This is a genomic window from Vreelandella rituensis, assembly GCF_003336665.1.
Taxonomy (GTDB): Bacteria; Pseudomonadota; Gammaproteobacteria; order Pseudomonadales; family Halomonadaceae; genus Vreelandella; species Vreelandella rituensis.
The window spans coordinates 17253-31580 of record NZ_QPIJ01000038.1 but is presented as its reverse complement, the minus strand read 5'-3'; the positions used below and the strand labels follow the sequence as shown (position 1 = coordinate 31580).

The following is a 14328-nucleotide window of genomic DNA, read 5'->3' as shown; positions in this document are numbered from 1 at the left end:
CGTGTCTCTTGTTGACCTTGTTAAGGGAGCGTTTCTCGCAAGAGCTTGACCAAGTGGTCAGGATTTTTCCAGCATGTGCCAGGATGTCGCACTTTGCAAGTCCGAGAGCGGACTTTGTATGACCGAGTGCAGGCTTTAAAGGCGGGCGGTAGATATTAAGTGTAATGCCAGTCAGCGCTAACTGACTGGCATGGTAGGTACACCTTCAGCCGGTCATTGGCCTACCATGATCGCAGGGCTCATGATCAGGGGGAGAAGTTATGCGGCAACTTATCTTGATGCGCCACGCCAAGGCGAAACGGGGAAGCAAGGAGATGGCCGACCAGGAACGGCCACTCAGCAAGCGAGGCAGACGCCAGGCGGTCGCCATGGCCTATGCGCTGCAGCGCTGGCAGGCCCTGGAGGGCGAGATTTGCGTCAGCAGTGCGGCGCGCACGCGCCAGACCCTTGACGAGATCGCTGGGCAACTGCCCGAGGCTTCCTTGATCGAGCGAGCTCACTTTGACGAGGCGCTCTACACTTTCGACGCCAAGGCGCTGCTTGCTTGGTTGCGGGGGCTGCCCGATGCCACCGAGAAGGTACTGGTGATCGGCCACAATCCAGCCCTGCTGGAGCTGACCCGCTGGCTATGCCCCGACCCGTCTGGCGAGCTACCGACCGGCGCCTTGCTGCATCTAACACTGCCTGATAGGCCCTGGCAGACGCTTATGCGGCACTGTGTCAGGCGGGTGGAAAGCCTGACCCCGGAGGAAGTTAGTTATGCGCTCTTCGAACGCCACGCGCCCGAGTCGCCCGAGTTGGATAAGCTTGGTCTGAAGCGGCGCATCCGTGAGCTGTTGGCGCACCAGTATCGGCGGGTCCGAGCCCTGGAGCCCGGGGTGGTGGCCGGTGCCGATGCGGAATTCCTTCACCAGTACCGAGTCAATTTGCGCAGCAGCCGGGCGATCGGCGAGTCCGTGCTCGCCACGACCAAGGTGCCTGGCCTGAAGAAACGGCTGAAGCGCCTCAAGCGCCGTGCCCAGGCGACCAGCGACTTGCGTGATCTGGACGTCTTTCTGGAGAGCCTGACCGAGACCCCGTCGCCGCTGATGCCTCGCTCCCGCAAGGCCCTGGCGCGCTGGTTGCAGGCCTGCAGGGAGGAGGCGCACGCGGCGCTGTGCCAGCAGCTTGTCCAGCCCGGCTATATCGAGGAGATGCAGGGCTGGCGAGACTTCATCGGCTCCCGGGAATTTAAGCAGGCGCTGGCCGGTCTCTCCGACAAGCGCATCGCGTCGGTGCTGACCGAGCGCCTCGACCGCAACGATCAGGCGCTGGCCGCGCTGACCCCGGAGAGCGATGATGAGGCATTCCACGAGCTGCGCAAGGGGGTGAAACGCATCCGCTACCTGGTCGAGCTGAACCCGAAGCGCCACCGTGGCTTCCTGGCGGGGCTCAAGCATCGCCAGCGTTTGCTGGGTGATTTTCAGGATCTGTGCACCCGTCAGACCTGGGTCGAGGCCTTTGCCGCCGGCGCCCGCAACGCCCCCAGTCGCAAGCAGGAGTGTGATGCCTGGCGCGCTGCCCTGGAGAGGCAAAAGCAGGCCTTGCGAGTGGAGGTGATGGCGTTGGCACCGTTATCTCACGCTCACCTCGAGTCTCTCCAGGCGCTATAGGGCGGCTTTCAGTACGGCGATATCCTGTTCGGACTTTGCTTCAATAAAGTCCGACAATATGCGCACCGCTTCATGACGAAACGTATGGTGGACGTGATCACCACGTGTAGCGATGAATGCCTTGCAATAACGGCAATTAAGAGCGTCGTCCGGCCTCGGGTCGCCTTTCCAGAAGTTGGCTCCCTTACACTCGGGGCAAGCAACTTCCCTTGAACGTTTGAACATCGGATCCTCCTGAAATTTTCATGCGGACTGAAGGTAGCATCCTAATGTGACGGTTCTCTTAACTCGAAGCTCAGTGACCCACGTATCATCAGTGCTGCTGATTGACGCGGGGCTTGTAGGCAGTTTTGAAAGTCCCTTGCTCTGTCGCCATGCTGTAAACGGAGGGAGGAAAATGTTGGCCAGTTGCCTTGAAGGCCATGTGATTTTTGCGATTCAAGGCAGCCAAAAAATTGGGCACAGTATGGACGCAGAGGGAGCCGGGAAGACGGGCAACAAAAAAAGGCAGATCAGTAAGTAACTGATCTGCCTTTCAAAATATTGGTAGCGGGGACCGGATTTGAACCGATGACCTTCGGGTTATGAGCCCGACGAGCTACCAGACTGCTCCACCCCGCATCAACGTGAGATGCATACTACTCTTTTTCTGGATTATGTCAAGCGTGCCTTTAAAACGATTAGCTTATGGTAGTTGCCCGCATTCTGCTGCAACATGGTGATCTTAGGACTATGCTTGATTTACAACTGTAAATAACCATAACGCTGTGGTCGTTGGGGCCTCATTCAGAAGCAAGGCATCGACCGCCAAGATTGTAATAAAAAAGCGCTTGAGCGCTTTTCACTAGAATGGCTTGCCAGCAAGCAAGGTGTTGCCAAGCCATGAGTCATTATCAGGGAGGTAGTCAATGGCCAATCAAGCCCCCGTCGCCTGGGTAACTGGTGGAACTGGTGGTATCGGCACGGCAATTTGTCGTTCTTTGGCAGATGCGGGTTATCAGGTTGTTGCGGGGTACCATAACCCGGACAAGGCGAAAACCTGGCTGGAGACACAAAAAGCCGATGGCTATACCAACATCGCTCTTTCCGGTGTCAATCTGTCCGACCATGATGCCTGTCTAGAAGGTGCTCGTGAGATCAACGAAAATCATGGTCCCATCAAGGTGCTGGTCAATTGTGCCGGTATCACCCGCGACGGCACCATGAAGCGCATGACTTACGATCAGTGGTACCAAGTCATTGATACCAACCTTAATAGCGTTTTCAACACCTGTCGTAGTGTGGTTGAGTCGATGCTTGAGCAAAACTACGGGAGGATTATCAATATTTCCTCGATCAATGGGCGCAAGGGCCAGTTCGGCCAGGTTAACTATGCAGCGGCCAAAGCCGGCATGCATGGTCTGACCATGTCGTTGGCTCAGGAAACCGCCACCAAGGGTATTACCGTGAATACGGTGTCGCCTGGCTATATCGCCACAGATATGATCATGCAGATTCCTGAAAAAGTCCGTGAAACCATTCGTGAAGGTATTCCTATCAAGCGTTTCGGGACGCCGGAAGAAATCGGTCGTCTGGTTACGTTTCTTGCTCACGAAGAGTCGGGCTTCATTACTGGGGCCAATATCGATATCAACGGCGGCCAGTTCATGGGCTGAACCGCGAAGCGCCAACTTTTTCGCTGCATAAAAAAACGGGAGGCCTGGCCTCCCGTTTTGCTGTCTGGCTTTTGCTTCAAGGCGGAGGTAGGCGGACCAGGCGGCCAAGAAGTTCATCCAGTTCAGCGGCTTCGCTTTTCCATAACGCTTCGGAGATGGGCCCAATGGCGAGAAGTTCAGCAAGCACATCGGTCAGCTCGGAGGCTGGGCTACGTGGTTGCATGCGACCTTCGTTGAGCCTTTCCACTTGAATGGCCAGGCGTAGTGGCTCGTCGCGTTGACGTACCCGCCCCATGGCGAGTAATGACAAATGAACACGGTTGCGAGCCAGTGCTTCTTCGACCTCGGGCATCAGGTTATCCACTGAGGTGTTGCCGGCGTCTCGGCGTGCCTTGTTGCGCTTTTCGTGAGCGGCCTGGAAGGGTGGTTTGAGTGGAGTAGTGACCACCGCTTGAGCGATGACCTCCTGAGTAACATCATGGTTGATGAACTCAGCATCCGCTGCCAGATGAGCATTGAGCAAGGGATATAGATCACGCCAGTATTGTACGACCTCACCCACCTCCAGCCGACTCAAGTGCTCGCGTCTTGTGCGGACGATCCCGCTGAACCGTCGCTGCATCCCTTCGCCACGTCGATTGCGTGGCAGTGGCTCAAGCGTCGCAGCTTCCTTGAGCACTTCCTCAAGAATCTCGCTTTCGCTGGCTTGCCTGGGTTGCCAGCTGTCCAGGCGCTCGATCAGTTGCTGCATGGCATCCAGTTGGTCTTGCTGGGGCTTGGCCTGTTGGGCCTGGGCAGTATCGCGCAGCATGAATACTTGATCGCACAGCTGGCGAAATTCCTGCCATAACGTTTGTTCTTCCCCCTTGGGAGCACGCCCCAGTGAACGCCACTGTTTTTGCAGCGCCTTGGCTTGTGTGGCGCGTTCCCGAGGAGTCAATGTCTCATCACTTAAGAGGTGACGAGTAACCTCGATCAGGTCGCGTTTTGTGGTGGCAATGGTGTGCGCGCGTTGGTCAATCAGCGCCTGAAGGTGGTGACGGACCTTGCCGAAGCGTCGCCCAATGGCCTCGGCCTGCTCACGGGGTACCGGTGAATAATGCCGCCATTGTTGGCGCGCCTTGTCGCGAATCTGACGCAGTACATCCGGGTCTGCATCTTCAGCGGGTTGAGCGAGCAGCGTTTCGAGCTGTTCGCACAGGGCTTCACGCGCCGCGAGATTTTGTTGGCGCTCTTCTGCCAAACGTTTACGCCAAGGCGCCAGGCGGGCTTGAATACGGTCCGAGGACTGGCGAAAGCGAGCGGACTGTTCGCGATTGGCCGCCGCATCGCCCAGGTCTTTCCACTCCTTTACCAGTTGACGGTGGCGACGGTCGAGAGCCGCTTCGTCCATCGCTGTATCGTCAGCCAGGGTGTCAATCAACTCGCAGAGCTGTTCACGCTTGGGACCGGCAACGAACCCTCGCCAGTCACGCAGCTCAGCCAGGCGAGCCCCGAGTTTCTTGAGCCTGTTTTTCAATGGCCTGCTGCTGTTGTGGGAAGACAATGCTTCAATTTGGGGCTTGAGGCGTTGATGTAATCTGCTGGCACTCTTGAAGGCGCCGCGTTCGAGAAGCCGCTCAAAGTTGTCAAGCTGCTCGGCTAGGTTGTCGAGCTTTTCAGTGGCGGTAGCGTCCGTGTGCTCGCCTTGTGATGACGTCAGGACTTCTCTGGCGCGCGTGAGCAGTACCGGGGGCGTCAGATGTTCCGGCCACTGGCTCTGTTTGGTCAATGCTTGTAATGCCTTTAGGTCATGCTCGGCAAGTGCATTTTCCACTTCCTTGGCAAGCAGTTGCCAGCGTTCCCAGGCGTGATAATAGCGCTCGTAGTTGTGCATCATGCGGGCATAGCGTTGTTGTTGTGGCTCGCTGGCAGGATGAATGTCGGAGAGCGCTTGCCAGCGATGAGCCAGAAGCTGCTTCTGGGAGCGCAGGCTGGCAATGTCCTGCGTCATCAGGCTGGCACCGTGACAGATGCTTTCCAGGCTTTCTTCCATTCCCTCGAGTAGTTCGCCACGTGTCTGGTCGGCGTCTTCCTGGCGCTGTTGTTCGACCAGGCGTGCTTGCTGCTGGGCTTCGTGATCGCGCAACGTCTTGCGACAGGTCAGGCAGGCATCCTGGTAACGGGCCTCCTGGGTGGCATCGGGGGACGCCTTGAGGGCTTCCCACTCGCGCTGCAAGTGACGAAAACGCCCACCATAAAGAGGCTCCCAGGCCATACGAGCATGCTGCTCCAGGCGGGTGAGCAAGGTTTCACGCTGCTGATATTGGTCATGAAACCATTGGCTGTCGGCCCTTAGCCGTGTAAGTCGCTCACGCGCGGTGCGTATTACCTGGCGGTCACGCCGCGCCTCCTTGAGCAGGCGCTTGAGGTCGGCTTCCTCATGCAAACGTTCGGCGGCACTGTGACGCACCACCGCCACCCCATTATGGCAAGCTTGATAAATAAGATCCTCAGGCGCACTAAGTTGGGCCAAGGCGGTCAGACGCAGGTCGAGGTTGTCACCCTGCAGCGCTACGGTATTGAGCAAACGCGCATCAGCGATAGTCTCAATCAGCGCTTGGCGGCTGGCGAGGTCAGCGTGCCCCGTCTGGCCGCAAAGCTGACGGCTCACCTCGATAAACCAGTCCTCGTCATCTATCCGCGCGGCGTACTCATCAAGCATGGCCTGAAGGTTGCCTAATGCCACCAGGGCTGCCAGTCGAATGGCACCGTCTTCATCCTGAGCCAGTTGTTGCAGTGCCTGGCGTTGTTCGGGGTGTTGTGGATCAAGCCGTGCTAATGCCTCGTGGCGTACGGCGGTGTCGGGGTGTTGCCAGCGTGGGGCAAACAGGCGTCTTAACAGTCCGTGCATGGATCATCCTGCTGAGGAACACGTAGCGTGAAAAAATGACAAGCCGAGCATTTGTTACATTCAGCGGTTGCAGTCGTTGGCGCTGTCGCTTAGCTTTGCCTTACTGGGTAGTGCTTAAGAAAGTGCCAAAGAAAGTGTGAACACCGAACTTGGCATTGCCTGGGTTGAAATCCAAGCCTCAAAACGGCTTTCAATGCACTACGCTTATTTTATCTGAGCTTGATTTTACCTGAACATGACGTGGAGTTCGGCAATGAGCCTAAAAATGGATAGCGCCACCATGGCCTTTACCTTCAAAGGCGGCATGTTGCCGATGACCATCATGGAGTTGAACAGTGCCGACCCGGAGCGCATACGTCGCCAGTTGGCCGGCAAGTTGACCCAGTCGCCAGCGTTTTTCCAGCATACACCGGTGGTGCTCAGTGTGGAAAAGCTGGATGAGCCGCATTTGGCGCTTGAACGTATCTGTGCCGTGTGCCGCGACCACAAGCTGCTTCCCGTCGCCGTCAAGGGAGGACCTGAACCCGTCAAACAGTCGGCCTGGGCACTCGGGTTGGGCTGGTTTCCTCCCAGTGATGGTGGCCGTGGGCGAATTCTGGAAAGTGTGGATGCCGAAATCAGCCAGCCCGTGGAGCCGGCTTCCGCACCGCGATCCGCAGCTGTCAGTGGCGAATTAGCTGCTACGCGCCTTTATCGTGGCACGGTACGTTCTGGCCAGCAGGTCAGTGCTGCCGAGGGTGACCTGGTGGTGATCGGGGCGGTGAATGCGGGTGCCGAGGTGCTGGCGGCAGGCAATATTCATGTTTATGGTGCCTTGCGAGGCCGTGCTCTGGCGGGTATACATGGCGATTTATCAGCAGGTGTTTACTGCCGTGAACTGCATGCCGAGCTGCTTTCGGTGGGCGGCAACTACAAACGTTTGGAAGACATTGATTCAAGACTGCTTGGCGCACCTGCAGAAGTACATTTCTCGGCCGAGCAGCTGGAAATTCGACCGTTGGTATAATAGCGACAGACTTATTAAGTAAGGACGCATATCTTGGCCAAGATCATTGTAGTGACCTCCGGAAAAGGGGGTGTTGGAAAAACCACGAGTGCCGCAGCCATTGCCACTGGGCTTGCCCTGCGTGGCAAAAAAACCGTGGTCATCGATTTCGATGTGGGGCTGCGTAACCTTGATTTGATCATGGGATGCGAGCGCCGGGTGGTTTATGACCTGGTTAACGTGATCCAGGGAGAGGCCGGCCTCAATCAGGCCCTGATCCGTGACAAGCGTGTCGAAAATCTTTTTATCCTGCCCGCCTCTCAGACACGCGACAAGGATGCCCTGACCCAGGAAGGCGTCGAGGAAATTCTCGATACGCTGAAAGAAACGTTCGACTATATCCTGTGCGATTCCCCGGCAGGTATCGAACGAGGTGCTCAACTGGCGATGTACTACGCCGACGAAGCCATCGTGGTCACCAACCCGGAAGTTTCCTCGGTGCGTGACTCGGATCGTATTCTGGGGTTGTTGTCCTCCAAGACGCGTCGCGCCGTGCAAGGCGATGACCCGATCAAGGAACATCTGCTGGTGACCCGTTACAACCCGGAGCGAGTGACCCAAGGCGATATGCTGACCCTGGATGATATCCGGGAAATCCTGGCGATCGATTTGTTGGGCCTGATTCCGGAATCCGAGGCGGTATTGCGGGCTTCCAACCAGGGCGTCCCCGTGACGCATGATGCGGACAGTGATGCCGGTCAGGCATATACCGATACCGTGTCGCGTTTGCTCGGCGAAGACGTACCGCTGCGCTTTCATGAGTGGCAGAAAAAAGGACTGCTGAGCCGTATGTTTGGGGGAGGTCGTCGATGAAACTGCTGGAGTTTTTGAAGCGTGAGCGCAAAAAGTCGGCCTCGGTGGCCAAGGAGCGCTTGCAGATCATCGTGGCTCACCAGCGGAGTCAGCGTGGCCAGCCTGATTACATGCCGATGCTCGAGCGTGAACTGTTGGAAGTCATCCGTCGCTATGTGCATGTGGGGGATGACGCCATTCAAATCTCGCTGGACAGCGAAGATAACTGCTCGGTTCTCGAGTTGAACGTGACCTTGCCTAAAAGTGAAAGGGATTGAGCCGGATAGCCAAGTGAGTTGGGGGAATCGAACTCAAGGGGTGTGCTAGGCTTGGGTTTTATTTGCCTAGCGGAGTGCTTAGTTCATGGCGTCGACCAATGCCGCCCCGGCCAGTTACCTGTGGCACGATTATGAAACCTTCGGGGCTGACCCTCGCCGCGACCGCCCGGCTCAGTTTGCAGGCATCCGCACGGATGCCGACTTCAATGAAATAGGTGAGCCTCTCGAGCTTTACTGCAAGCCTGCCGATGATGACCTGCCGCATCCGATCGCTTGCCTGATCACCGGGATTACACCCCAGAAGGCTCGTCGCCACGGCCTGCCGGAAACCGAGTTCGCCGGGCGTATCGTGGAGTGCATGAGCGAACCCGGCACCTGCGTGGTGGGGTACAACAGTCTGCGGTTCGACGATGAAGTCAGCCGTCAGTTGTTTTACCGTAATTTCATCGATCCTTATGCGCGTGAATGGCAAAACGGCAACTCGCGCTGGGATCTGATCGACGTGGTAAGGGCCTTTTATGCCTTGCGTCCTGAGGGAATCCAATGGCCGCAGCGCGAAGATGGTGCCCCCAGTTTCAAGCTTGAACATCTTACCCAGGCCAATGGCATTGCCCATGAAGGTGCTCATGACGCCTTGGCGGATGTGCGCGCCACGATTGCCTTGGCGCGTTTGCTCAAGTCAACGAATCCCAAACTTTTCGACTATCTTCTGGGGCTGCGTGGCAAGCGTGCCGTGGCGCGGCAAGTGGATTTGCCCGGCGGCAAGCCGCTGCTGCACATCTCGCGTCGTTATCCGGCTGCACGAGCTTGTGGTGCCCTGGTGCTGCCTTTGGCAGAACATCCCACCAATGCTAACGGCATTATCGTTTACGACTTGAGCGTCGACCCCGCCGAGCTCATGGCGTTGAGTGCCGAGCAGATCCGCGAGCGAGTTTTCGTCAGCCAGCAAGACCTGGCAGAAGGCGACACGCGCATTCCGCTCAAGGTGATTCATCTCAACAAATGTCCGGTCGTGTTCCCCGCCGGGGCCTTGAAGGATGTGTCCGGCCCGCAGCAGGGCGCGTATGGCGACATCGTCAAGCGCCTGGGGCTGGATATGGCGATGTGCCGTGCGCACTGGAAAACCTTGCGCGAGGCGAGCGGCGTGGCGGCGAAGGTCATCGAAGTGTTCAGCGCCCCTTACGCAGAGGAAATTCACGACCCGGACCTGATGCTTTATTCGGGTGGGTTTTTCTCGCCGGCGGACCGTCGGGAAATGCAGGCGGTGCGTGCAACGTCGCCCTGGGATCTGGTGGGCAAGCGCTTTGCGTTTCAGGATTCACGGCTGGAGGAAATGCTGTTTCGCTATCGCGCCCGAAACTATCCGGAAACCCTGGAAGGTGAGGAGCTCACCCAGTGGGAAGCCTTTCGCTGGGCACGCATGAATGACGCCGCCCTGGCCGGGTTTACCTTGAAGGACTTCGCCCGTGAAATAGAGCGTTACAATCAGCAGTCACTCAGTCAGTACGAGCGACAGATACTGGAAGAGCTGGTGATGTACGTCGAATCGATCATGCCGGCCCAAGCCTTCGATGCATGAAGGCTTGGGCCGGTGGGTCGTTGCGCTTAGTCGTCAGCGCTTGGCAGGGGTGGACGAGACTCGCGGAATTCCTGCACATCACTGGGGGTGACGCCTGGGTCGAAGCGGATATCCAGCGACTGTTCAAGCAGTGAAGGCCACAGCGTCTGCAGCGTATCCACACTCACCTCCAGGGCCAGAGCGGCATGTTGCTCGCGTCTTTCGAAGTTGATCTCATCGAGAGCCGTGGCTTGCCAATAGCGATTGGCCAGGCTGCCGAGGCTGGTGGCGCGTTGCTGCAATTGGTCATGCACTGCTTGGCGGTACGGTGCCAGATCGGCATCGTCAAGGGCCCCAAGGCGTGCGGTGGCATTTTCCAGGAAGGTGTCCATGTGCTCGGCGATGGCGGCGCTGTCCACATCCGAGGATTGCACCATCAAGGCAATTCCCGGTGCGTCGAGCAGGGGTGAATAGCCGGCATTGACCACGTAACCCAGCTGCTGTTCAGTGCGTAGACGCTGATAGAAGGGTGTGTCCAGCCATTGACCGAGCACGCTCAACGCCGCCTGTTCATGAAGCGAGCGTTCATTGCCCTGCAGGTAACGCAGCACCAGAGACTCGTTGCGCTCACTGTGGGGGTGCAGCAGCGGGGCGTCATCGCCTACCGCAAGCGGGGTCAAAGATTGGATGTCGCGGCGTGTCAGGCGCGGTAACAACATGGCCCTTAGCTGTTCGGCTTGCGCCTGAGCCTGCTCGGAAGTCAGGTTGCCCACCGCCATGGCATCGACATAGAGGTCATCGACAAAGCGTTGGCGAAAATCTTTCAGGCTATGCAGGGTCAAGCCATCGCTGGCTTCTAGCAGTGCTTGAGTGGGCCACTGAGGACGAATCAATGCCTCGCCCAGGGTATCGCTGGCTTGCCGGTATAGCGCATCCTGGGGGGCGTTTTGCCATTGCTGCTGGTAACGGTAGCGTACACGCTCGAAGGTGGCGGGATCGATGTCACCTTCCTTGAGCTGGGTGATCACTTCTTCCATCAAGGGTGCCTGACCATCGCGCCAGCCGGAAAAAGCCAGCGTGATGCCGCGGGCATGCGCATAGGCATTCATCGAGTGCCCCGCCAACCATGCCGGATAAAGCCGCTCGTTAAGACTGTCGTTGAGCCAACCGGCGAGTAGCCGGGCCAGCACCGCTTCTTCCGCGGAGTAGCTGGCGCTGGGGTGTTGCAGACTAATGCGCCATTCGGCCTTGGGGGTGTTGAAGCTATCGTTTTGCAAGTGCCAGAAAGTGAAGGACGGCGCATCGATCAAGGCCGACGGCTTATCATCCTGCCCTTCGATAATCTCCAGGCTTTCAGCGATGAAAGGGTTGGGCTCGGGTAAGGCGAGGCCTGTCAAGGCTTGGCTCATGGCGATGCTCTCGACCTCGTTCCAGGGAGCTTGGAACCAGGGGGAAATGCTATCACCTTCGACTTCGGGGCCGCTGTAGAGGCGAATCAGCGTCTCCGGGCGTAAGGCATCTGCGTAGGCTTTAGTGCGTTCAGGGGTAAAGCCCTCCATGCGGTAGGGGGCGTACTGCACATCCTTCAGCGGATAGCGTGACAGGTTCATCGCCAAATGCGTGGCTTCCTGTTGAGGCGCGCCGCGCTGTTGAAAGCGAAACGCCTGTTCGGCAAGCCGGACTTGTTCTTGATAGCGCCAAGCCTCGAGGCCGTTTTCACGAATCAGTTCAATGGCAGCAAACAGGGTGGCCTGAATGACATCGAGCTGCTCGGCGCCTTCCGGGGTCAGGCTGATCGACACGGAAAACAGCGCATCCTGGCCGTCACTGCGACCAACACCCGCGGAAAGGCCATCGGCGAGGCCGGCCTCGCGCAGCACCGCCAAGAGGCTGCCATCACCTTCATGACCTAACAGATGTGCCACGAGATCCGCTGGCTTGTGCCGGTAGTCGTTGATCGGGTCGGGTACCGGGAAGGAAAAGCGTATTTCACGGTCGTCACGCAGTGACTGCATTTCGGCATAACGGGGTAGGCTTTCTTCAGCAGCCAGAGGCTCTTCAATGACCGGTGCCTCGAGTCCCCGGTCCGTGATCTCGGCAAAACGCTCCACCACCCAGCTTTCCAGGGTATCGAGCGGTTGTGGTGCCACCACTGCCAAGTGCATGACATTCGGGTCGTAATGACTGTGATAAAACTCGATCACCCGTTCGCGTAGGTCGGGTTCGCCGGGGGGTGGGCTTGCCAACGTCTCGCGGCTGCCCACGGCAAAGCGGGTGGTGGGGTGTTCGGGGTTCAGCAATTGATTGAGGACATCGTTTTTTCGACGTCCTTCATCACGAATGCGCGCCATGTACTCCGAATGCACGATGTTGCGCTCACTTTCCAGCCGTTCGGCATTGAATAGCGGCGAAACAAAGAAAGCACTGAAGCGATCCAGGGCGCCGGGCAGCGCCGAAGGCTCTATATCAAAGAAGTAATTGGTGTCCTGCGAGGCGGTAAAGGCATTGTGCGAACCGGCATTTCGGGAAATATAGCTCTGGTAGGCGTCGGCTTGAGGGTAAGGCTCCGTACCCAGAAACAGCATGTGCTCCAGAAAGTGAGCCAGACCCTGCAAGTCCTCGGGATCCTGGGCGCTACCCACCCGGACGTTCATCGAGGCGGCGGCCTTGTCGGCATCGGAGTCGCTGACCAGCAAGGCGGTGAGGCCGTTTTCCAGTTCCAGAACTCGATAGTCTCGGCTGTCGTGAGGGCTGACGATCGGCTTGATTACCTCGGCCAGACCGTCCTCGCCGGAGAAGGCCCAAGCCGAGTCATCGAACCAGGCCGTGCCGGAAAGCAGTGTGCCGGTCAATAGCGTGCCGGCCAGGGTCGCAAAATGACGCCGGGGCCGGCCGGATAAGCGGGCAAGATGAGACATTAAAGCTCCTGAGTCGAAGCCCAGCGCAGCATCGAACCAACCGGATAGGCGCAGTCCGATGACTGATAGGCAGGGTTGTTTACCCTAGTTGATACCGGAAATGCGCCTAACAGTTCCAAAGGCGCGGGAGTCAGCAAGGCGGCGACCTCTTCAACCGGGGTTACAGGGTCGAGCCAAGAAGCGGCCTGCTCCGGAGCAATGATCGCGGGTAAGCGATCAGTCAGCCGGGAAAGCCAGGCGTTGGCCGGCACCGTAATCAGGGCGGTGGAGTCGTTGAATTGCGTCAAGCTGGTGTGATATCGACACCAGATTCCAGCCAGCAGCAGCGGGGCACGACCGACCTCGGTGACCAGGAACGGCTGCTTGGCGCGAGGGCGTGATTTCCATATATAGACGCCGGTGACGGGAATCAGGCAGCGCCGTGCGTGAAAGGCTTCGCGGAACATGCTGCGGCTTTCCAACGACTCCGCACGTGCACAATGCGGTGCATGATCAAGCACGTTCAGCCAGGGCGGTGTCAAACCCCAGAAGAGCGTGGTCAGGCAAGTGACACTGCCTTCACGACGAATAGCCGAAATCGGTTGGCGCGGGGCCAGGTTGGGCGATTCAATCAACGCCTGGCTGAGTTCCAGCATGGGAAGAAGCCGAGTGGGGTTGAACCCATGGACATGCAGGCGTCCGGTCATGAGGGTCTCCTGACGCAACACAGTAATGTAACGATGACCGATGGCTTGGATCAAACCAAGTGCAATAAACCGTGAAATGTGCGTTTCTAGTATCGAAAACACTGTTCGATGTAAGGTATCCTATATCAGTACTTCGTTGCGCTAAAGCGTGGCGAAGCGTTTCCTTGTCGCAGTCGTTCAAATAGAGAAAACCATGGCTCGTCCCAGACAGCATGCGCCCGATGCATTACATGCGCAGGTCATGCAGGCTTGTGATGCCTGGCTTGCCTTGCAACCGGTTCACAACCTGTCGCTGCGTGCGCTGGCCCGAGAAGTGGGCTGTGCGCCCAGTACGCTGCTTAAGCTATATGGCAGCTTCAACAACTTGTTGCAGCACGTCAACGTGGAAACATTGGCACGCCTGCAAAAAACCATTGCCAGCCTTGACGACGATGCCCCGGAGCCCTGGTTGCGCGCCTTGGCACATACCTATTGGCATTTTGCCGAAGCGGATCGTTACCGCTGGCAGCTGCTGTTTGATCATCCTCTGGCTGAAGAAGGCGAGTTGGATCAACGCCAGGGAGACTTGATCGGCGCTTTGTTCATGCAAGTGGAGGCGGCCCTGAAGCGCCACCAGCCGGCACTCGACGACCTCGAAGCCAGTCGGTTGAGTCGTACGCTCTGGGGCAGTGTGCATGGGTTGGTGCAACTGGGGTTGAATGAGCGCCTGGGGTATTGGCAGGGCCAGCGGCTCGAAGTGGATGAATTGCTCGATCAGCTGATGAGTACGGTACTGGCGGGCCTGAATCGCCAGGAAACCCGCGAATGACAGCCTGGTGGCTAGCCGGTTCGCTGGGAGTGGCGGCGTTATT

The 14328-nt window shown here is 57.9% G+C and carries 11 protein-coding genes and 1 tRNA gene; 7 read left to right on the top strand and 5 right to left on the bottom strand.

Annotation, left to right across the window (positions count from 1 at the left end; genetic code table 11):
* Window positions 1-260 precede the first annotated feature (260 nt).
* Window positions 261-1652 (top strand): CHAD domain-containing protein, encoded by a 1392-nt coding sequence (locus tag DU506_RS14505; protein WP_114487623.1) that lies wholly within the window; start codon window positions 261-263, stop codon window positions 1650-1652.
* Here the strand turns inward: DU506_RS14505 and DU506_RS14500 are convergent.
* Together DU506_RS14500 and DU506_RS14495 are read right to left on the bottom strand one after the other, a co-directional pair.
* Window positions 1647-1877: a hypothetical protein gene (locus tag DU506_RS14500; RefSeq protein ID WP_114487622.1), complete on the bottom strand. Its 231-nt coding sequence runs from the start codon at window positions 1875-1877 to the stop codon at window positions 1647-1649. The genes DU506_RS14505 and DU506_RS14500 overlap by 6 nt on opposite strands.
* Before the next feature lie 319 nt (window positions 1878-2196).
* Window positions 2197-2273: transfer RNA gene (locus DU506_RS14495), tRNA-Met, on the bottom strand.
* A gap of 287 nt (window positions 2274-2560) precedes the next feature.
* On the opposite strand from DU506_RS14495, the gene phbB reads away from it, so the two are divergent.
* Window positions 2561-3307 carry an acetoacetyl-CoA reductase gene (gene phbB / locus DU506_RS14490; protein WP_114487621.1) on the top strand — a complete coding sequence of 249 codons (747 nt, stop codon included), beginning with the start codon at window positions 2561-2563 and terminating at the stop codon, window positions 3305-3307.
* A gap of 76 nt (window positions 3308-3383) precedes the next feature.
* Here the strand turns inward: phbB and DU506_RS14485 are convergent, their stop codons facing one another.
* Window positions 3384-6200 (bottom strand): DUF349 domain-containing protein, encoded by a 2817-nt coding sequence (locus DU506_RS14485; RefSeq protein ID WP_114487620.1) that lies wholly within the window; start codon window positions 6198-6200, stop codon window positions 3384-3386.
* A 253-nt stretch (window positions 6201-6453) separates the two neighbouring features.
* Between DU506_RS14485 and minC the strand changes: the two genes are divergently transcribed.
* The 4 genes from minC to sbcB all read left to right on the top strand — a co-directional run bounded on the left by minC (window position 6454) and on the right by sbcB (window position 9894).
* A complete protein-coding gene (gene minC, locus DU506_RS14480; protein ID WP_114487619.1) occupies window positions 6454-7206 on the top strand; it encodes a septum site-determining protein MinC in 753 nt (250 codons plus the stop codon).
* A gap of 33 nt (window positions 7207-7239) precedes the next feature.
* Complete coding sequence (gene minD, locus DU506_RS14475; protein ID WP_114487618.1) at window positions 7240-8058, top strand: septum site-determining protein MinD; 819 nt, start codon at window positions 7240-7242, stop codon at window positions 8056-8058.
* Window positions 8055-8315, top strand: a complete 261-nt coding sequence (minE, locus tag DU506_RS14470; RefSeq protein ID WP_114487617.1) for a cell division topological specificity factor MinE — start codon at window positions 8055-8057, stop codon at window positions 8313-8315. The genes minD and minE overlap by 4 nt, the downstream gene beginning before the upstream one ends.
* Window positions 8316-8400: 85 nt before the next feature.
* Window positions 8401-9894 (top strand): exodeoxyribonuclease I, encoded by a 1494-nt coding sequence (gene sbcB / locus DU506_RS14465; RefSeq protein ID WP_114487616.1) that lies wholly within the window; start codon window positions 8401-8403, stop codon window positions 9892-9894.
* A gap of 26 nt (window positions 9895-9920) precedes the next feature.
* On the opposite strand, the gene DU506_RS14460 is transcribed toward sbcB, so the two are convergent.
* Entirely contained in the window at window positions 9921-12791 is a 2871-nt protein-coding gene (locus tag DU506_RS14460; RefSeq protein ID WP_114487615.1) for an insulinase family protein, read from the bottom strand.
* Window positions 12791-13477, bottom strand: coding sequence for an SOS response-associated peptidase (locus tag DU506_RS14455; RefSeq protein WP_114487614.1), 687 nt, complete (start codon window positions 13475-13477; stop codon window positions 12791-12793). Before DU506_RS14455 ends, DU506_RS14460 begins: the two co-directional genes overlap by 1 nt.
* Before the next feature lie 193 nt (window positions 13478-13670).
* Here DU506_RS14455 and DU506_RS14450 point away from each other — a divergent pair, with 193 nt between their 5' ends.
* Window positions 13671-14285 (top strand): TetR/AcrR family transcriptional regulator, encoded by a 615-nt coding sequence (locus DU506_RS14450; RefSeq protein ID WP_114487613.1) that lies wholly within the window; start codon window positions 13671-13673, stop codon window positions 14283-14285.
* Window positions 14286-14328 lie beyond the last annotated feature (43 nt).

Bases quoted from the DNA above. Each gene is read 5' to 3' on its own strand.
- DU506_RS14505 (WP_114487623.1), top strand. From the start codon at position 261: ATGCGGCAACTTATCTTGATGCGCCACGCCAAGGCGAAACGGGGAAGC.
- DU506_RS14500 (WP_114487622.1), bottom strand. From the start codon at position 1,877: ATGTTCAAACGTTCAAGGGAAGTTGCTTGCCCCGAGTGTAAGGGAGCC.
- phbB (WP_114487621.1), top strand. From the start codon at position 2,561: ATGGCCAATCAAGCCCCCGTCGCCTGGGTAACTGGTGGAACTGGTGGT.
- DU506_RS14485 (WP_114487620.1), bottom strand. From the start codon at position 6,200: ATGCACGGACTGTTAAGACGCCTGTTTGCCCCACGCTGGCAACACCCC.
- minC (WP_114487619.1), top strand. From the start codon at position 6,454: ATGAGCCTAAAAATGGATAGCGCCACCATGGCCTTTACCTTCAAAGGC.
- minE (WP_114487617.1), top strand. From the start codon at position 8,055: ATGAAACTGCTGGAGTTTTTGAAGCGTGAGCGCAAAAAGTCGGCCTCG.
- sbcB (WP_114487616.1), top strand. From the start codon at position 8,401: ATGGCGTCGACCAATGCCGCCCCGGCCAGTTACCTGTGGCACGATTAT.
- DU506_RS14460 (WP_114487615.1), bottom strand. From the start codon at position 12,791: ATGTCTCATCTTGCCCGCTTATCCGGCCGGCCCCGGCGTCATTTTGCG.
- DU506_RS14455 (WP_114487614.1), bottom strand. From the start codon at position 13,477: ATGACCGGACGCCTGCATGTCCATGGGTTCAACCCCACTCGGCTTCTT.
- DU506_RS14450 (WP_114487613.1), top strand. From the start codon at position 13,671: ATGGCTCGTCCCAGACAGCATGCGCCCGATGCATTACATGCGCAGGTC.